At 76.1% G+C, this 15,602-nt stretch carries 17 protein-coding genes; 11 read left to right on the plus strand and 6 right to left on the minus strand.

The window, feature by feature from the left end:
• A partial coding sequence (locus ABD345_RS38270) for a phosphorylase family protein (protein WP_486327100.1) occupies nt 1-269 on the plus strand: 269 nt, incomplete at its 5' end.
• A gap of 176 nt (nt 270-445) precedes the next feature.
• Here the strand turns inward: ABD345_RS38270 and ABD345_RS38275 are convergent.
• Nucleotides 446-772 carry a hypothetical protein gene (locus tag ABD345_RS38275; RefSeq protein ID WP_344559175.1) on the minus strand — a complete coding sequence of 109 codons (327 nt, stop codon included), beginning with the start codon at nt 770-772 and terminating at the stop codon, nt 446-448.
• Nucleotides 773-1,125: 353 nt separating this feature from the next.
• On the opposite strand from ABD345_RS38275, the gene ABD345_RS38280 reads away from it, so the two are divergent.
• Nucleotides 1,126-1,470: a hypothetical protein gene (locus tag ABD345_RS38280; protein WP_344559177.1), complete on the plus strand. Its 345-nt coding sequence runs from the start codon at nt 1,126-1,128 to the stop codon at nt 1,468-1,470.
• Between the two features lie 109 nt (nt 1,471-1,579).
• Here the strand turns inward: ABD345_RS38280 and ABD345_RS38285 are convergent, their stop codons facing one another.
• A complete protein-coding gene (locus ABD345_RS38285; RefSeq protein WP_344559179.1) occupies nt 1,580-2,437 on the minus strand; it encodes a GNAT family N-acetyltransferase in 858 nt (285 codons plus the stop codon).
• A 377-nt stretch (nt 2,438-2,814) separates the two neighbouring features.
• The gene (locus tag ABD345_RS38290; protein ID WP_344559181.1) at nt 2,815-3,576 is read right to left on the minus strand and encodes an alpha/beta fold hydrolase; all 762 of its coding nucleotides are present in this window, start codon (nt 3,574-3,576) and stop codon (nt 2,815-2,817) included.
• Between the two features lie 117 nt (nt 3,577-3,693).
• Between ABD345_RS38290 and ABD345_RS38295 the strand changes: the two genes are divergently transcribed.
• Nucleotides 3,694-4,485, plus strand: a complete 792-nt coding sequence (locus tag ABD345_RS38295; protein ID WP_344559204.1) for a DNA-formamidopyrimidine glycosylase family protein — start codon at nt 3,694-3,696, stop codon at nt 4,483-4,485.
• A gap of 18 nt (nt 4,486-4,503) precedes the next feature.
• Here the strand turns inward: ABD345_RS38295 and ABD345_RS38300 are convergent, their stop codons facing one another.
• Nucleotides 4,504-5,136 carry a nucleoside/nucleotide kinase family protein gene (locus ABD345_RS38300; protein ID WP_344559183.1) on the minus strand — a complete coding sequence of 211 codons (633 nt, stop codon included), beginning with the start codon at nt 5,134-5,136 and terminating at the stop codon, nt 4,504-4,506.
• Nucleotides 5,137-5,299: 163 nt separating this feature from the next.
• Here ABD345_RS38300 and ABD345_RS38305 point away from each other — a divergent pair, with 163 nt between their 5' ends.
• From ABD345_RS38305 to ABD345_RS38325, 5 genes are all read left to right on the plus strand, one after another.
• Entirely contained in the window at nt 5,300-5,812 is a 513-nt protein-coding gene (locus tag ABD345_RS38305) for an HD domain-containing protein (RefSeq protein WP_344559185.1), read from the plus strand.
• Nucleotides 5,813-5,871: 59 nt separating this feature from the next.
• Nucleotides 5,872-6,045 carry a hypothetical protein gene (locus ABD345_RS38310; protein WP_344559187.1) on the plus strand — a complete coding sequence of 58 codons (174 nt, stop codon included), beginning with the start codon at nt 5,872-5,874 and terminating at the stop codon, nt 6,043-6,045.
• On the plus strand, nt 6,042-6,350 hold the full coding sequence (locus tag ABD345_RS38315) for a dsRBD fold-containing protein (RefSeq protein WP_344559189.1): 309 nt from the start codon (nt 6,042-6,044) through the stop codon (nt 6,348-6,350). Before ABD345_RS38310 ends, ABD345_RS38315 begins: the two co-directional genes overlap by 4 nt.
• A gap of 176 nt (nt 6,351-6,526) precedes the next feature.
• Nucleotides 6,527-8,239, plus strand: a complete 1,713-nt coding sequence (locus tag ABD345_RS38320) for a serine/threonine-protein kinase (RefSeq protein ID WP_344559191.1) — start codon at nt 6,527-6,529, stop codon at nt 8,237-8,239.
• Nucleotides 8,240-8,252: 13 nt separating this feature from the next.
• The gene (locus ABD345_RS38325; protein WP_344559193.1) at nt 8,253-8,987 is read left to right on the plus strand and encodes a hypothetical protein; all 735 of its coding nucleotides are present in this window, start codon (nt 8,253-8,255) and stop codon (nt 8,985-8,987) included.
• A 78-nt stretch (nt 8,988-9,065) separates the two neighbouring features.
• Here ABD345_RS38325 and ABD345_RS38330 read toward each other — a convergent pair whose 3' ends face one another.
• On the minus strand, nt 9,066-9,344 hold the full coding sequence (locus ABD345_RS38330; RefSeq protein ID WP_033219723.1) for a hypothetical protein: 279 nt from the start codon (nt 9,342-9,344) through the stop codon (nt 9,066-9,068).
• A 145-nt stretch (nt 9,345-9,489) separates the two neighbouring features.
• Between ABD345_RS38330 and ABD345_RS38335 the strand changes: the two genes are divergently transcribed.
• From ABD345_RS38335 to ABD345_RS38345, 3 genes are read left to right on the plus strand one after another with little or no spacing between them, the layout of a single operon-like run.
• Nucleotides 9,490-11,871 (plus strand): FHA domain-containing protein, encoded by a 2,382-nt coding sequence (locus ABD345_RS38335; protein ID WP_344559196.1) that lies wholly within the window; start codon nt 9,490-9,492, stop codon nt 11,869-11,871.
• Nucleotides 11,872-11,874: 3 nt separating this feature from the next.
• A complete protein-coding gene (locus tag ABD345_RS38340) occupies nt 11,875-12,372 on the plus strand; it encodes a hypothetical protein (protein WP_344559198.1) in 498 nt (165 codons plus the stop codon).
• A 4-nt stretch (nt 12,373-12,376) separates the two neighbouring features.
• Nucleotides 12,377-13,432: a serine/threonine-protein kinase gene (locus tag ABD345_RS38345; RefSeq protein WP_344559200.1), complete on the plus strand. Its 1,056-nt coding sequence runs from the start codon at nt 12,377-12,379 to the stop codon at nt 13,430-13,432.
• 81 nt (nt 13,433-13,513) lie between these two features.
• Here ABD345_RS38345 and ABD345_RS38350 read toward each other — a convergent pair whose 3' ends face one another.
• Nucleotides 13,514-14,734 carry a streptophobe family protein gene (locus tag ABD345_RS38350; RefSeq protein WP_344559203.1) on the minus strand — a complete coding sequence of 407 codons (1,221 nt, stop codon included), beginning with the start codon at nt 14,732-14,734 and terminating at the stop codon, nt 13,514-13,516.
• Between the last annotated feature and the right edge of the window lie 868 nt (nt 14,735-15,602).

A 15,602-nucleotide genomic window follows, 5' to 3' on the forward strand; every position in this document is an offset into this window, starting at 1 on the left:
CGGTGGTCGGGATGACCGGTCACCCGGAGGCCGTCCTGGCCCGCGAACTCGGGCTCTGCTACACCTCGTTGGCCCTGGTGACGGACCTGGACGCGGGCGTGGAGAGCGGTGAGGGCGTCACCCACGCCGAGGTGCTGGAGGTCTTCGCCCGCAACGTCGACCGTCTGCGCACCGTCCTGTTCAAGGCGCTGGAGTCGCTGCCCGCCGCCCGCGACTGCACCTGCTCCCACGCCCTGGACGACCTGGAGACCGGCCTGCCCGGCGTCTGACCCCGACTCCGTTCCCGCGTCCGCCCGTCCGACGCTGGGCGCTTCGCGGCCCGCCGGTTCCGGACCGGCGGTCGGAGCGCCGGGCCTCCCCGCCGGGGCCGCCCTGCCGGGGCCCTCGCCGGACCCCGGTGCGGGGGCGCGGGCCGCCCGCCGACGGCGGCCCGCCGACCGGACGGCTACCTGATCCGCCCGCGTCGGTGCAGGTGCGCCGCGACCACCACCAGCACCACCAGTAGGGCGGCCCAACCGATCACCACGCCCAGCAGCAGGGCCGGTTCGTCCAGTGCCACCGCCGTCGCCAACAGTCCGAACGAGACGGCCAGGCAACAGGAGATCACGGCGACCACGATCCACGGCCGGGCCGCCAGCGTCCGTCGTAGCCGTGCGATCCTCGCTGTCCGCATCGTGCGCAGCTCGCGCTCCAGCTCCTGATCGCTCCCCAGCTCCGCCTCGATCTGCTGGAGGATCAGTAGCTCACGCGGGGAGAGTGCGGGTCCGTCCATCAACCACCTCCGCGCCGCAGGCAGGTACGCCCCGGCCTTCCCCGCCGACGCGACCCTGCTCCCAGGTAGCAACACATGTGCCCGCTGGACGCCGGTTCTAACACCCGAACGCGCGCTCGACCTCCCCCGTGTCCATTGGCGTTCCTCCCGATTGACGTCTCATCACTCCGTGCGCGTCACCGAACAGGGCGGAGCCGGACTCCGGGCCGGACTCTGGGCCGGTGCTGGGGCGGGACGACACGCGAGGTGCACGGGCAGAACCGTTTTGCCGCTCGGCCCCGCTCCTAGCGTGGTGCGTGCCGGGCCGGGCACCCCGCCCCGCCCACATCCCGACCGGAAGGCCGTTCCACCTCATGCACCTGCGTCAGACGGTTGCCGCCGCCGCTGCCTCGTTCGCCCTGCTGCTCGCCGTGCCCAGCCCGGCCGGTGCGGCCGTCGGCGAGTTCCGCTACACCTACTACGACGACTTCGGGAACCGCGCGGCCGGCGTCCTGGTCGAGCCGGACAGCCGGGTCTGCGTGACCCTCCCCGAGGTCGCCGACCCCGACACCACCGAACCCGCCTTCGCCCCGCAGAACTTCACCGGGTCGACCGTCACCGTGTTCACCGGCCCGGACTGCGACGCCGACTACTACAGCCTCCGCCCGGGCGGCCGTGCCTCCGACCGGCTCAAGCTCCGCTCCGCCCTCTTCTCCTGATCCCGGGCCGGTTCTGCGGCCGTCGCAGCCGCCCAGCCGCCCAGCCGCCCAGCCGCCGTGGTCACCGCAGTCACCGCAGCCACCGCGGTGACCACGGCGCCCGCAACGGTCAGTCCGCGGTGGGTGGTTCGGCGATCAGGGCGGTGGCTATCCGCCGGAAGCCGACGCTCTCGTAGATCCGCGCCACGGCGGCGTCACTGGCGGAGAGGAACAGCGTCCGCACCCCGGAGGAGCGGGCGTGCTCGACCAGCCGCGAGGTGACCAGGCGGGCCAGGCCCTGTCGGCGCAGGGCCGGGAGGGTGGCCACCGCGACGACCTCGCTGACCTCGCCGACCGGCTGGTGGCAACCGGAGGCGACGGGCTCCCCGTCCGGACCGACGGCCGCGACCAGGACCGTGCGCCCGGCGGCTATTCGGTCGGCCATCCGGGTCACCGCCGCCTCCGTGTCGGGGTTCTTCACCGCCTCGACGAGCTGCTCGGGCCCGGCCGCGCCGACCGACGTCCCGGCCTCGGCGAAGGCCAGGTGCGGCAGCGTGATCGCGGCCGCCAGCAGCGGGTCGGCGGGGTCGAGCACCCGCACCTCGGCGGCGCCGGCCAGCGGGGCGTCGGTCGGCGGGGCGTCGAGGTCGAGCACCAGCAGCGGGTGCTCGTGCACCTCCAGCCCGGCGGCCTCGACCGCGGCGCGCAGGCCCGGCGTGACCTCGTGCACCCACTCGAAGCTCTCGGGCGCGCCCAGTTCGCGCTGCCGGGCCCGGACCCGTTCGACGTCCTCGGCGGTGAAGGCGCCCGGGCCGTCGAGCGCGGGCCGACCGTAGTAGTGCCAGCCCTGCCCGGTGCGGACGAACAGGGTGAAGGGACCGTGCTCCTCGGCCCTCGCGGAGAACCGGGGGACCGCGTCGTAATAGGTTTCGAGCCGGGCCAGGACCGCCTCCGGGCCGGAGGCGGGGGAGCCGTTCGTTTCGCGCATCGTGCCGTCCAAAGGGTGCGGTGCTTCCTCTTCCGTTTCCGTCGAGGTCGATCAGGCGGCATCCCATCAGAGCGGTCGATCGTGTGCACGGGGTTTTTCGAACCGCGCACGGCTTCCGTTCGAAGCGGGATGCCTGAGGGGGCGTCAGTGCAGAACCGTTCCGCCCGGCCGCGGAAAGCCCCGTAGCGGCAGGAAGAACGCCCGATCGACCGGGCGCCCGGTGCGTGCGGCGTCCCGGCCGATCGAGGGGATTCACCCCGGAGGGTGAACTCCGGTGGGTCGAGGGGAAGTCGAGCGGGATTCGAGCCGAGGCCGGGGGGCCGGGGGCGGTCGGGCCCGGGGCAGGCCGGCACCGGCCCCGACCGCCCCCGGCGGGTTCAGCGCCGGCCGACCTCGGCGAGCCGGGCGAGCAGCAGTTCGGCGGTCTCCGCGGGGCGTTCCAGGGCGGGCAGGTGCCCGGCCCAGGGGAGTTCGCGGTGCTCGGCGTCCGGCAGCAGGTCCGCGAGGTCGGCGGCGATCCGCCGGAAGTCGTCCAGGTCGTGCGCGCCGGAGTACACCAGGGTGGGGGCGACGGCCGCCCGCAGGTCGACCTCGACCGGGGTCGGGGAGACCTCCTCCTCGGGCGCCAACTGCACCTCGTACGCGTTGCGCTGCATCGTCCGGACCTTCGCCCGGGCCGCCTCGTCCGCGTCCGGTCCGAGCCAGGTGTCCACCATCAGCTCGACCGCCTCGTCCAGCCGCCCGGACTCGACCAGGCCCGCCTCCAGTTCGTCCAGCGCGAGCAGTTCGGCGCTGGGCTCGTGGTCGGGGCTGCCGGGGCAGAGCAGGGTGAGCGAGCCGACCCGTTCGGGGTGCCGGGCCGCGAACTGCAGGGCGATCCGGCCGCCGAAGGAGGAGCCCACCAGGGCCGCCCGTTCGATGCCGAGCCCGTCCAGCAGGTCGGCCAGGTCGGTCAGGTTGTCGTAAGGGCGGTCCGCGCAGGGGGTCTCCCCGAAACCGCGGAAGTCGCACCGCAGCACGCGGTACCCGGCCCCGCGCAGCGCGTCCCACTGCCCGTCCCACATCCGCCGGTCGCAGACGGAGGAGTGCAGCAGCACCACCGCGGGGCCGCTTCCAGCCACCTCGTGAGTGATCGTCATTCCGCCGACCGTAGGGCACTCCCGGCCCGTTGACCAGGGATTTCCGCTGCGGGCAGAGCGGGACGGCGGGAGGGGCGGCCGATGGCGCCGTCGGTGGCGGGCGGCATGATGGAGGGCGTGCCCGAAGGAGACAGCATCTACCTCGTCGCCACCCAGCTGAACCAGGCGCTCGCCGGTCACCCGCTGACGGTGTCGGACTTCCGCGTGCCCGCCCACGCCACCGCGGACCTGCGGGGGCGCCGGGTGCTGGAGACGGCGCCGCGCGGCAAGCACCTGCTGACCAGGTTCGAGGGCGGCGTGACGCTCCACACCCACCTGCGGATGGACGGCCGCTGGCGGACGTTCCGGCCCGGCGAGCGCTGGCACGGCGGGCCCGCGTTCCAGGTCCGGGCGGTCCTCGGCACCGAGCACGGCACCGCCGTCGGGTACCGGCTGCCGGTGGTCCAACTGCTGCGCACCGCCGAGGAGGGCCGGGTGGTCGGCCACCTCGGGCCCGACCTGCTCGGCCCGGACTGGGACGAGGCCGAGGCCCGCCGGCGCCTGCTCGCCGACCCGCGGCGCCCGGTCAGCGAAGCCCTGCTCGACCAGCGCACCCTGGCCGGCATCGGCAACGTGTACGCCAACGAGCTGCCGTTCCTGGCCGGCGTCACCCCCTGGCTGCCGGTCGGCGAACTGCCCGACCCGGACGGACTGCTGCACGGCGCCCGGCAACTGCTGGACGCCAACAAGCTGCGGCCCGGCCACGTCACCACCGGTGACCCCCGGCCCGGCCACCAGCACTGGGTGTACGGCCGGGGCCGGCGCTCCTGCCTGCGCTGCGGCACGCCGATCCGCTCCGCCCGGCACGACCGGGACCGCGTCGCCTACTGGTGCCCGCGCTGCCAGCGCGGCCCCGCGCCGGGCGCCTGACCGCCCGGCGCGCCCGGGTCAGTCCCGCTCCACCAGCGCCGGGTGCCGGGGGTCCTCGACCCGCACCGTCAGGTCGGCCAGCGCGCCCGGGTCGGTCTCGGTGCGGTAGCGCTCGTGCGCGGGCAGCGTCCAGTGCTCGGCCGCCGGGGTGCGGCGGGCCAGCGCGGCGGCGGACTGGGTGAGGTGCACGGTCAGTTCGAACGGCAGCCAGCGGCCGAGCAGGAACGGCCCGTCCAGCAGCAGCACCCCGCGCGGCGGGAGTTCGACGTACCGGGCCCGGGTGGCGCGGTCGCTCTCCCGGTCCCAGTAGGTGGGCAGGACGCGGCCGTCGCCGTCCGGTTCCAGCGGGTCGAGCACCTCGCGCAGCAGCGCGCCCTGGTCCAGCCAGAGGTCGTGGAGGGCGTCCGGGTCCTGCTTGCCGTACTCGAAGCGGACCGACGCGGGGCGCAGGAAGTCGTCCGCCGAGACCCGCTGCACCGGCCGGCCGAGCAGGCGCAGCGGCTCCACCAGGGCGTCCGCCAGTTCACCGGGCCGGGTGGCGTCCGCGCCGTCGACCGCGACCCGCAACCGCCGCTCGTCGTGGGCCAGTCCGTGGATCCGCCCCGCCAGCAGCCCGACCAGCCGCTCCGGGGAGATCGGTGTCACCCGCACCTGACGATCACTCCCTCCGGTCATCCGGACTATACGTCGCGGCGGTCGGAGCCCGGCCACCGCTCCGCGCCGGGGCCGGGGGTGCGGCCCCCCGGACGGAGCGGTACCCCGGAGGGTGCGACACTCCGGACGGAGCCGAGCAGGAGACCAGGGGAGACCGCAGATGACCACCGCGCCGTTCCTGACCCCGGAGGGGGTCGACGCCCTCGCCGCCCGCGCGCACGCCGGCCAGTACGACCGGACCGGGGTGCCGTACGTCGAGCACGTGCGCGCCGTGGCCGCGGGCGTCGCCCCGTTCGGCGCGGGCCTGCGGATGGCGGCGCTGCTGCACGACGTGCTGGAGGACACCCCGCTCACCGCGGCGGACCTGCTCGCCGCGGGCGTCCCCGCCGCCGTGGTGGCGACCGTCCGGCGGCTGACCCGGACGCCCGGGACGGACTACCGGACGATGCTGCTGGACGTCACCACCGACCACGCCGCCACCCTGGTCAAGATCGCCGACAACGCGCACAACTCCCGCGCCGACCGGGCCGCGCTGCTCCCGGCCGCGGACCGGGAACGGCTGGCCGAGCGCTACCGGGCCGCCCGCGCCGTGCTGTGGCCCGCCGTCGCGGCGGCGGACGTCCGGACGGTCCTGGCCCTGGTCAACCCCGCCCTCCTGGCCGAACTCGACTGAGACCGCCCGCGGGGGCACGCTGGAAGGAGAAGCGGGGGCGCTAGAGCGAGGAGCCCGGGATGTCCGAGATGAACGGCAGGCTCGACGAGAAGGCCCGGCGGGACGAGGACGACGTCCGGTCGGCCGACCCCGAGGAAGGCATCACCTCCTACCAGACCATGCACGCGTGGGAGGAGTCCCAGGCGGAGGGCGACCGGCCCACCGAACCGCCGCAGCAGGAGGAGCCGCGGTGAGCGGCCACGCCGCGGCGCCCGAACCGCACAGCAGCGAATGGTCGGTCCGGCTGCGGGTGGTCGAGGTCGGCGACCTCACCCAGGCGCACGCGGTCCTCGACACCGGCGTCAACCTGATCGAGGTCGAGGCGGAGGCCCACCGCAGCCCCAGCGACCCCGCGGACCCCGGCATCGGCGACGAACTCGCCGTCGGCCGGGCCCTCAGCGCGCTCGGCCGGCAGCTGGTCCACCGGGGTTCGACCGCCGCCGAGGCCGCCGAATCCGCCCGCCGCCGCGACGCACCGTCCTCGGAGGGCGCCTGGTGACCGACCCGCCCCCGACCCGCCGACGATCGGTGCACGAAACACCCGAATCGTGACCTCTCCCCGCCCCCGCACCGGAACCCGTCCGGCCGGGGGCGCGTCACTCCCGGTGGCCGGGCACCCGCACCGGCCCGCAGGCGACGGACGGGACGCCCCCGCGCAGCACGGGGACGCCGGGGGTGGACAAGGTGACGAACGAGCAGCGCCCGGACGGCGGCGGACCGGCGGACCCGCCCCCGCACGACCCCGGCAGCGGACCGGCGACCCCGCCCCCGCCCCCGCGCCGCCCCGGGGAGAAGCCGCCGGTCCGCTGGGAACTCCCCGACTACGCGCACGGGCGCGAACTCGGCGCCGGCGCGTCCGGCCGGGTCGTCCTCGCCCGGCACCGGGCCACCGGCACCCCGGTCGCGGTCAAGTACCTGCTCGGCGACCACCCCGACCGGGCCGCCTTCCGGGTCGAGGCCGAACTGCTCGCCGCCCTCGACAGCCCGCACGTCACCCGCCTCCACGAGTACGTCGAGGGCCCGCACGGCGCGGCCATCGTGATGGAGCTCGTCGAGGGGATCTCGCTGCGCGACCTGCTGCGCGCCGAGGGCGGCACCGGGCCGGAAGCCGCCCTGGTGGTCCTCAAGGGCTCGCTGCTCGGCCTGGCCGCCGCGCACCGGGCCGGCGTCGTGCACCGGGACTACAAACCCGGGAACGTGCTGGTCACCGTGGACGGCGAGTCGAAGCTCGTCGACTTCGGCATCGCCGTCCGCGACGGCACCGGCGGCACCGTCGCCGGCACGCCCGCCTACATGGCCCCCGAGCAGTGGGCCGGAGGCCCCGCCTCCCCGGCCACCGACGTGTACGCCGCCACCGCCACCTTCTTCGAGTGCCTCACCGGCGCCAAGCCGTACGCCGGCACCACGCTGATGGAACTCGCGGTCCAGCACGCCGAGGCCGAGATCCCCGACACCCTGGCCCCCGAAGCCCTCCGGCCGCTGATCCGGTCCGGACTCGCCAAGACCCCCGAGCAGCGGCCCCCGGGCGCCGAAGCCCTGGTCGAGGAGCTGGAAGCCGCCGCCGGCGCCGCCTACGGCGCCGACTGGGAGGAGCGCGGACGCAAGCGGCTGGCCGCGCTCGTCGCCCTGCTGCCGCTGCTGCTGCCCACCCCGACCGCGGAGGGCGCGCTGCCCGGCGCCACCTCGTACGCGACGACGGTGCTGGCACCCCCGCGACGCCCGTTCCGGGGACGGCTGGTCGCCACCGTCGGCGCGATCGTCCTGGTCGCGGGCGCGCTCGCGGCGGTCGCCTCGGCCGGCGAGGAAGCCGCCGTCGCCGACCCGCGACCGGCCGCCGCCCCGCCCGCCACCACCAGCGTCGGACCCACCGCGAGCCCGACGGCGGTGACGGCGACGGCCGAGGCTCCGCCGAGCCCGAGCCCGAGCCCCACGGCCTCCCCCTCGCCCCCGCCCACCGAGGAGGGCAGCCCGAGCGCCCCGCCCAGCCCGACGACGAAGCCCAGCACCACCCCGAAGCCGAGCACGGCGCCCACGCCCACCCCCACCCAGACCCCGACCCCCACCCCTACGCTGAGCACCGCGCCGCCCGTCCTGGTGGTGCTGGGCACACCGTCCCTGAAGGGCGCCGGCCGGACGGTGACGGCCACCGTCCCGGTCACCGTCCGGGGGCAGGGCACGGCGACGCTGACCTTCTCCTGGTACGACGACGCGTCCGGCGCGCTGGTCGGCACGACCGGCTACGGCCCGGTCACCGAGGGGCGGACCACCGCGTCGAGCACGCTCACCTCGGCCTGTCGCACCTGGACCGCGCGAGTCGTGGTGACCAGCGACCCCGCCGCCCCGACCGCCGTCCCCGGCGGCCCCTTCACCGTGTTCTGCCTCAGATGAGCGGGGAGCGACGATGACCGACGACACGCCCGTCCTCGACCCCGGCCTCCGGCTCGGACCGGTCCGCAGGCCGGCCCCGCCCGACCCGACCGTCGAACTGCGGCCCGCCGTGCCGCGCGACGACCGGCTGACCGTCCGGCTCCGCCCGGCCGCCCCACCGCCGTCCGATGCCGAGCAGACCGTCCGGCTCGATCCGGCACGGACGCCGCCCGCCGACCTCGCCGCCACGGTGCTCCAACCCGCGCTGCCCGGGCCCGTGGCGGACGGCGGGTTGCGGCGGTTCGGCCCCGGGGTGCCGCCCCGGGCCGCCGCGGTGTGGCACGGGGCGGCCGCCGTCGGGGCGCCGGCCCGGCGGCGGTGGGACAGGTGGCTGCTGGTGCCGCTGGTCCTGCTGCTCGCCCTGCTCGGGTACCTGCTGTGGGACGGGTACGGCCGCCCCGTCGAGGTGGCGGGCGTGACGGCGGGCACCGCGGCCGCCGGGCCCGGGTGCGACGGCACCGCCGTGGTCACGGGGACGCTGGAGACCGACGGCGGCGGGGGCGACGTCCGCTACCGGTGGGTGCGCAGCGACGGCACCGACTCCGGGCCGCTCGTCCAGCACGTGGCGGCCGGGCACCGGAGCACCGCGCTCACCCTGGAGTGGACCTTCCGGGGCCGGGGCGAGTACGCCGCCACCGCGCGGCTGGAGGTGCTGGAACCCGCGGGCGTCCGCCCGGCCGAGGCGGCGTTCGGCTACTCCTGTCCGTGAGCCGGGCCGGGGCGGGACGCACGAAACCCGGGTCGCGGCCGACCACGCGTCGGCGGCGGCCCGGGCGGGCTGCTCCGGTCAGGCCTGTGGCGCGGTCGCACCCCCGCCCGTCTTCACGGCCTCCACCATGTGCTGGTGCACCTCGCGCGCCGCCGCCTCGTCCGCGGCCGCCACGGGGCTGCCCTCCACGGTGAACCAGTCGAGCGCGCCGCTGTACTGCACGGTCAGTCGCGCCTCGCCCTCGATCCACATGGTGTGCACCGTCAGGTCCCCGGTGATGACGCCGATCTCCACGGTCTTCACACCGCCGTGGCCGGACAGAATGCCCTGAGTGGTCCAGGTTGCCCAGGTGTTCACAAGCCCGCTCCCATCCGCCGCCCAACGGGCCGCTCGGTCCCGACCCCACAGGTACCCGATCCGCGGCGACCGCTTCCCACTGTCACCCGAAGGGCCGAAAACCGCCCCCCGGGCGGGTGCTCGGCGTGCGGTCTAGCATCGACGTATGGGAGAGCGAGAGGGTGCGCTCACCGCGCCGAAACTGATCCTGGAAACCGGTGGCGACTCGACGGTCATCACCCCGAGCCGCAGGTACGCACTCGGACGCGACCCCACCGGCGACATCGTGCTGACCGACCCGCGGGTCTCCTGGCACCACGCGGAACTGCACGTCGGCGGCGGCCACTGGATCGTCGACGACACCGGCTCCACCAACGGCACCTACGCCGCCGACGGCCACCGGGTGGTCCACCTGGAGATCGAGCCCGGCACCGTGCTCTGCCTGGGGAGCCCCGGCGACGGGGCGCGCTGCACGTTCAGCGCGCTGCCCGAGCCGACCGCCGTGCACCAGCTGCCCGGCCACCGCCCGTCCGGGCTGACCGCGATCACCGGCTCGTACCGGCCGCCGTCCAGCGTGATGCCGCTGCCGACCAAGGTGGTGCGGATCGGCCGCGCCCCCGACAACGACCTGGTGATCGGCGACCTGTCGGTCTCCCGGCAGCACGCCGAGCTGCGGGCTGCGCCCGACGGCCGCTACGAGATCACCGACCTGGGCAGCCACAACGGCACCTACCTGAACGGCCAACCCGTCCGGCAGGCCCCCGTCGGGCCCGGCGACCTGGTCGGAATCGGCCACTCGGTGTTCTGCCTGGTCGGCGACGAACTGCAGGAGTTCGTCGACACCGGCGACATCGACCTCGACGTGGAGGACCTCACCGTCCAGGTCGACGGCGGCCGCACCCTGCTCGACCGGGTCACCTTCCCGGTCGGCCAGAAGTGCCTGCTCGCCGTCGCCGGACCGAGCGGCGCCGGGAAGTCCACCCTGCTCAACGCGCTCACCGGGCTGCGCCCCGCCGACCACGGCACCGTCCGCTACGACGGCCGCGACCTCTACCGCGACTACGCCGAACTGCGCCGCCGGATCGGCCTCGTCCCGCAGGACGACATCCTGCACACCCAGCTGCCCGTCCGGAAGGCCCTCTCGTACGCCGCCGAACTGCGCTTCCCCGACGACACCGCGCCCGCCGAACGGGCCGCCCGGGTCGAGGAGGTGATCGACGAACTCGGCCTCGGCAAGCGCGCCGACCAGGTCATCTCCAGCCTCTCCGGCGGCCAGCGCAAGCGGGTCAGCGTCGCCCTCGAACTGCTCACCAAGCCGTCCCTGCTGTTCCTCGACGAACCCACCAGCGGACTCGACCCCGGCATGGACCGCTCCGTGATGCAGATGCTGCGCGGCCTCGCCGACGACGGCCGGACCGTCATCGTGGTCACCCACAGCGTGCTCAGCCTCGACCTGTGCGACCGGCTGCTGCTGCTCGCCCCCGGCGGGCGGATCGCCTGGTACGGGCCGCCCGGCGAGACGCTGGAGCACTTCGGGTTCGCGCACTGGCCGGACGCCTTCGAGGCGTTCGAGAACCAGACCGACCGCGACTGGGCCGGCCAGTTCCGCTCCTCCGCCCCCTACCGCAAGTACGTCAGCGGCCCGGCCGGCGGCCCCGGCGACTGGCCCGGCGCGCTCGCCCCCGCCGAGCACGCCCTGCCAGCGGAGGCGACCCCCGCCCCGCCGCCCCGGCCGCGGAGCTGGCTCGGCCAGGTCGGCACGCTGTGCCGCCGGTACGCCAGCGCGCTCGCCGCCGACCGGACCTTCCTCGCCGTGATGATCGCGCTGCCGTTCGTCATGGGCGCGATGGCGCACGCCCTGGCCGGCAGCCGGCTGAACCAGGACACCGCGCTGAACGCGCTGCTGATCCTGTGCGTCGGCGGAGTGCTCACCGGCGCCGCCAACGCGGTGCGCGAACTCGTCAAGGAACGCACCATCTACCAGCGCGAACGCGCCGTCGGCCTGTCCAGATCCGCGTACCTGTGCTCGAAGGTCGTCGTGCTGGGCACCGTCACCGTCGTCCAGTCGGTGGTGCTGACCATGGTCGCGCTGATCGGCGTGCAGCTCAGACCGCAGGGCGGCAGCGGGGTGTTCCTGCCACCCCTGCTGGAGATCACCCTCGCCGTGGCGCTGCTCTCGCTCAGCGCGATGATGCTCGGCCTGCTGATCTCCGCGCTGGTCAAGAAGGAAGAGGTGACCATGCCGCTGCTGGTGCTGGTCGCCATCGTCCAGGTGGTGTTCTGCGGGGCGCTGCTGCAACTCGACCACATCCCGGTGCTCAACCAGCTGTCCTGGCTGGTCCCCTCGCGCTGGGCGCTCGGCGCCATGGCCGCCACCATCGACCTGCACACCACCGTGCCCGGCGCGCTCACCGACGACCCGCTGTTCGCGCACCGGCAGGGCGTCTGGCTGCTCGACACGGGCATGCTGATCGTGCTGGCCGTCGCCTACGGACTGGTCGTCGCCCGACTGCTGCGCCGGCACGAACCCGCCGTGATGCGGCGGTAGCGCATGGGCCCGCCCGACGGATTCCGGCCCACCCACGTCGTCCCGGCCGACGGCCTGCCGACCTGGACCGCGCCCGACCCGGCCGCCGCCGGGGTGCGGCTCGACCCGCTGCTACCGGTCGCGCTCGCCCAGGCCAACGGCAACTGGGCCCGGATCGTCTGCTCCAACGGCTGGTCCGCCTGGGTCGACGGACGCCTGCTGGTCGCCCTCCCGCAGCGCCCCCCGGCCGCCGGCGCCCCGCTCGCCACCACCGACGACCCGCGCCCGCTGCTCGCCGCGCTGGAACGCTCGCTGGCCACCTACCGGCGGCTGGTCGACGACTGGGCGGCCGGCCGGATCGACCTGGAGACCTTCCGCGACGGCACCCGCGACCTGCGGCTCGGCGCCGTGCTGGACGGCCCCGACGCCTGGCTGCTCGACCTCGACCGGGGCCGCTGGTACTACTGCGACGCCGCCCAGCTGCAGACCTACGCGGCCGCCGACCGCGACGACCGGAGCTGACCCGATGCCAGGGGAGCCACCGGAGCAGCCGTCCCTGGCCGCCGCCGAGCCGGGCGAACTGGACGGCCGCACCCTGGCCGGCTACCGGCTGGAGCACGTGCTCGGGCGCGGCGGCATGGCGGTGGTCTACCGCGCCGAGGACCTGCGGCTCGGCCGCACCGTCGCGGTCAAGCTGCTCGCCCCCGAACTGGCCCGCAACGAGACCTTCCGGCAGCGTTTCGTCCGCGAGTCGCACGTCGCCGCCTCGCTCGACCACCCGAACATCGTCCCCGTCTACGACGCCGGCGAGGTCGAGGGCGTGCTGTACCTGGCCATGCGGTACGTGCGCGGCCGCGACCTGCGCGCCCTGCTCGACCGGGAGGGGCCGCTGGGCCCCGCCCAGACCGTGCGGATCGCCGTCCAGGTGGCCAGCGCGCTGGACGCCGCGCACGCCCACGACCTGGTCCACCGGGACGTCAAACCCGGCAACGTGCTGATCGCCGAGGGCACCGACCCCGACCACCCCGAGCACGCCTACCTGACCGACTTCGGGCTCACCAAGAAGTCCCTCTCGCTGACCGGCCTGACCACCGTCGGCCAGTTCGTCGGCACGCTCGACTACGTCGCCCCCGAGCAGATCTCCGGCAAGCCCGTGGACGGGCGGTGCGACGTGTACAGCCTGGGCTGCGTGGTCTTCGAGATGCTCACCGGCGACCCGCCCTACCGGCGCGACGACGACCTCGCCCTGCTCTGGGCCCACCTCAACGACCCGCCGCCGGACCTCCGGGAGCGGCGCGCGGACCTGCCCGCCGGGGTGGGGGCGGTGCTGGCCCGGGCGATGGCGAAGCAGCCCGGGGCGCGGTACGGGAGCTGCCTGGAGTTCGTCTCGGCGCTGCGGGCGGCGGCGGAGGTGCGGGCGGTGGCCGAGGTGCGGGTGGCGGCGGAGGTGCGGGCGGCGGAGGCGCGGGACGCGGCCCCGGCGGCCCCGGCCCCGGCTTCGGCCTCGGCTTCGGCCTCGGCTTCCCGGCGGGACCGGCCGCCGCTGCCCCCGGCCTGGGCGCGGCCGGTGTTCGAACCCTGAGGGTGCCGGGCCGGGCCGGTACGGGACGCCCGGCCGTTCGCGGGCGCCGCTCGCGGGTCTGCGGGGGAGGCGGCCGGTCGGTCAGCCGGCCGTCGGGGGCGCCCGGTGCCGCGTCCGCCTCCGGGCGAGCAGCGCGCCGAGCAGACCGGCCAGCGCGCCCCAGCCGGCCGCGATCGGGACGGCCGTGAGCAGGTTCGGCTCCAGCACCGCCCGCCCGCCACCGCCCAGGCCCAGCAGCGACAGCCCGAACACCGCCGACACCCGGGTCACCAGACCGACCGCCAGCACCGCCAGCGCCAGCACCACGGCCCACTGCACGGCCGACCGCCACACTGGCAGCGCCGGACGCGTCCGGGCCACCGACACCACGCCCGCCGCCAGCACCAGCAGCGCCGCCAGCGGCAGCAGCAGCCACGCCCACCCGTTCTGCTCCGCCAGCGCGCCCAGGTCCAGCGTCACGTCCTGCCCGGAGCGCAGCACCGCCGCCAGCGGGTGCGGGAACGGCAGACCCAGACTGTCCGTGACGTGGCCGTGCCAGGACGCGCCGAGGCCCACCCCGAACCCCAGCCAGGCCAGGTTCGGCAGCCCCAGGCACAGCACCGCCAGCGCCTCGCGCGGCTCACTGCTCGTCGCCGCCCCCACCAACCCGCCCACCAGCCCCAGCAGCACGTACCCCAGCAGCAGCGCCAGCACCGCGTGCACTGTCGGCCGCAGCGTGCCGTGCCAGCGCACCAGCGCGGTCGGCAGCGGCGCCCGGCGCGAGGCCGCCAGCGCCAGCAGCAGCACCACCGCCAGCCACAGCAGGCCGAACCCCACCGCCGGACCCGGATCCACCCGGAACCCCACCGTCGGCGCCGCGCCGAACGCGCCGCCCAGCTCGTCGAGCAGCGGATCGCCCGTCGGCACCGTGAAGGAGTGCCGCGCCGCCGCGGACAGCAGCAGCACCGCCACCGTCCAGCACACCGCCAGCGCCAGCACCCGGGCCAGCAGCAGCCGCCCGCCCACCACCGCGTGCCGCCGCAGCGGCCGCAGGAACAGGTAGGCCGCCACCAGCGCCCCCGCCAGCGTCACGGACAGCGGCATCGCGCTGATCCCGCCCTGCGCGGTCGCCACGAAGGCCGCGCTGCCGTCGAGTTGGGCCGGCGCGCCCAGCGCCAGCAGCAGCGCGGCCGCCAGCACCGAGCCGAAACCGCCGCCCGGCAGCTCGTCCGCACCCGCCAGCCACAGGCCGAGCGCCGCCACCACCGCCATCGCGGCCAGCGCGCCCACCGTCGTCACCAGCGCGGAGAACAGGACCGACACCGGCGCGGAGAGCCGGTCGGACCGGCCGGGGGACGGTGGTGGCGAAGGCGTGCGGAGGTTCGCAGGAGTGGCGGCACCAGACACGCGTCTCACCGGCCCTTCGAGCCCGGCCCCCCGGCACCGGCCCGGACCGGCCGGCCCCTCCAGCTTCCGACAGGCCGCGGCGGACGGCGAATCGCCGCAGGCGGGGCGGGCCGGGGCGGCGGGGGGCCGGGGGCCGTGGGGCGGGGGCCGGCGGGGGTGTGGTGCGGGGCGGCGGGTTCGCAGGGGCGGGCGGACAATGGTGGATGCGCACGTGGACTCGGGGGAGTCCGACCGGGAGGCAGTCCCGTGACTGAGCAGCCGACGCCCCGGCAGCCCGAAGAGCCGGACCAGCAGAACGACGGTGCCCAGGCCCCGCCGCCGCACCGCCCCACCGAGGTGGTGGGCGGAACGGGCGGACCGCCCACCGAGGTGGTGGGCGGAACGGGCCGGGCCGATGCGCAGGCCGATCCGGCCGGTGCAGCCGATCCAGCCGATGCGCAGGGGGCGCCGACCGAACTGGTGGAGCGGGCCGGTGCCGCGGACGGCGTGCCCGGCGCGGGTGACGGGGCGTCGGCCGGGGCGGCGCCGCAGCCCACGGAGGTGGTGCGGCCGCCGACCGGGGGCGCTTCCGTAGCGGGGTCGGGGTCGGGGTCGGGGTCGGGGCCGGGAGTGGGAACGGGCGCGGGGCTAGGAGCAGCGGAAGCGGGTGTCGGTGGTGCGGCGGAACCTCCGTCCGGGGCCGGCGGGGCCGGCGGGGCCGGGCCCGGGGCCGCCGTCCGGGCCGCCGCCGGCGGGCGGCCCGCGCCCGTCGAACGCCTCGGGCAGCGGCGTGGCGCCGCCGCCC

Origin of the sequence: Kitasatospora saccharophila, assembly GCF_039529925.1 — a bacterium.
Classification (GTDB): domain Bacteria; phylum Actinomycetota; class Actinomycetes; order Streptomycetales; family Streptomycetaceae; genus Kitasatospora; species Kitasatospora saccharophila.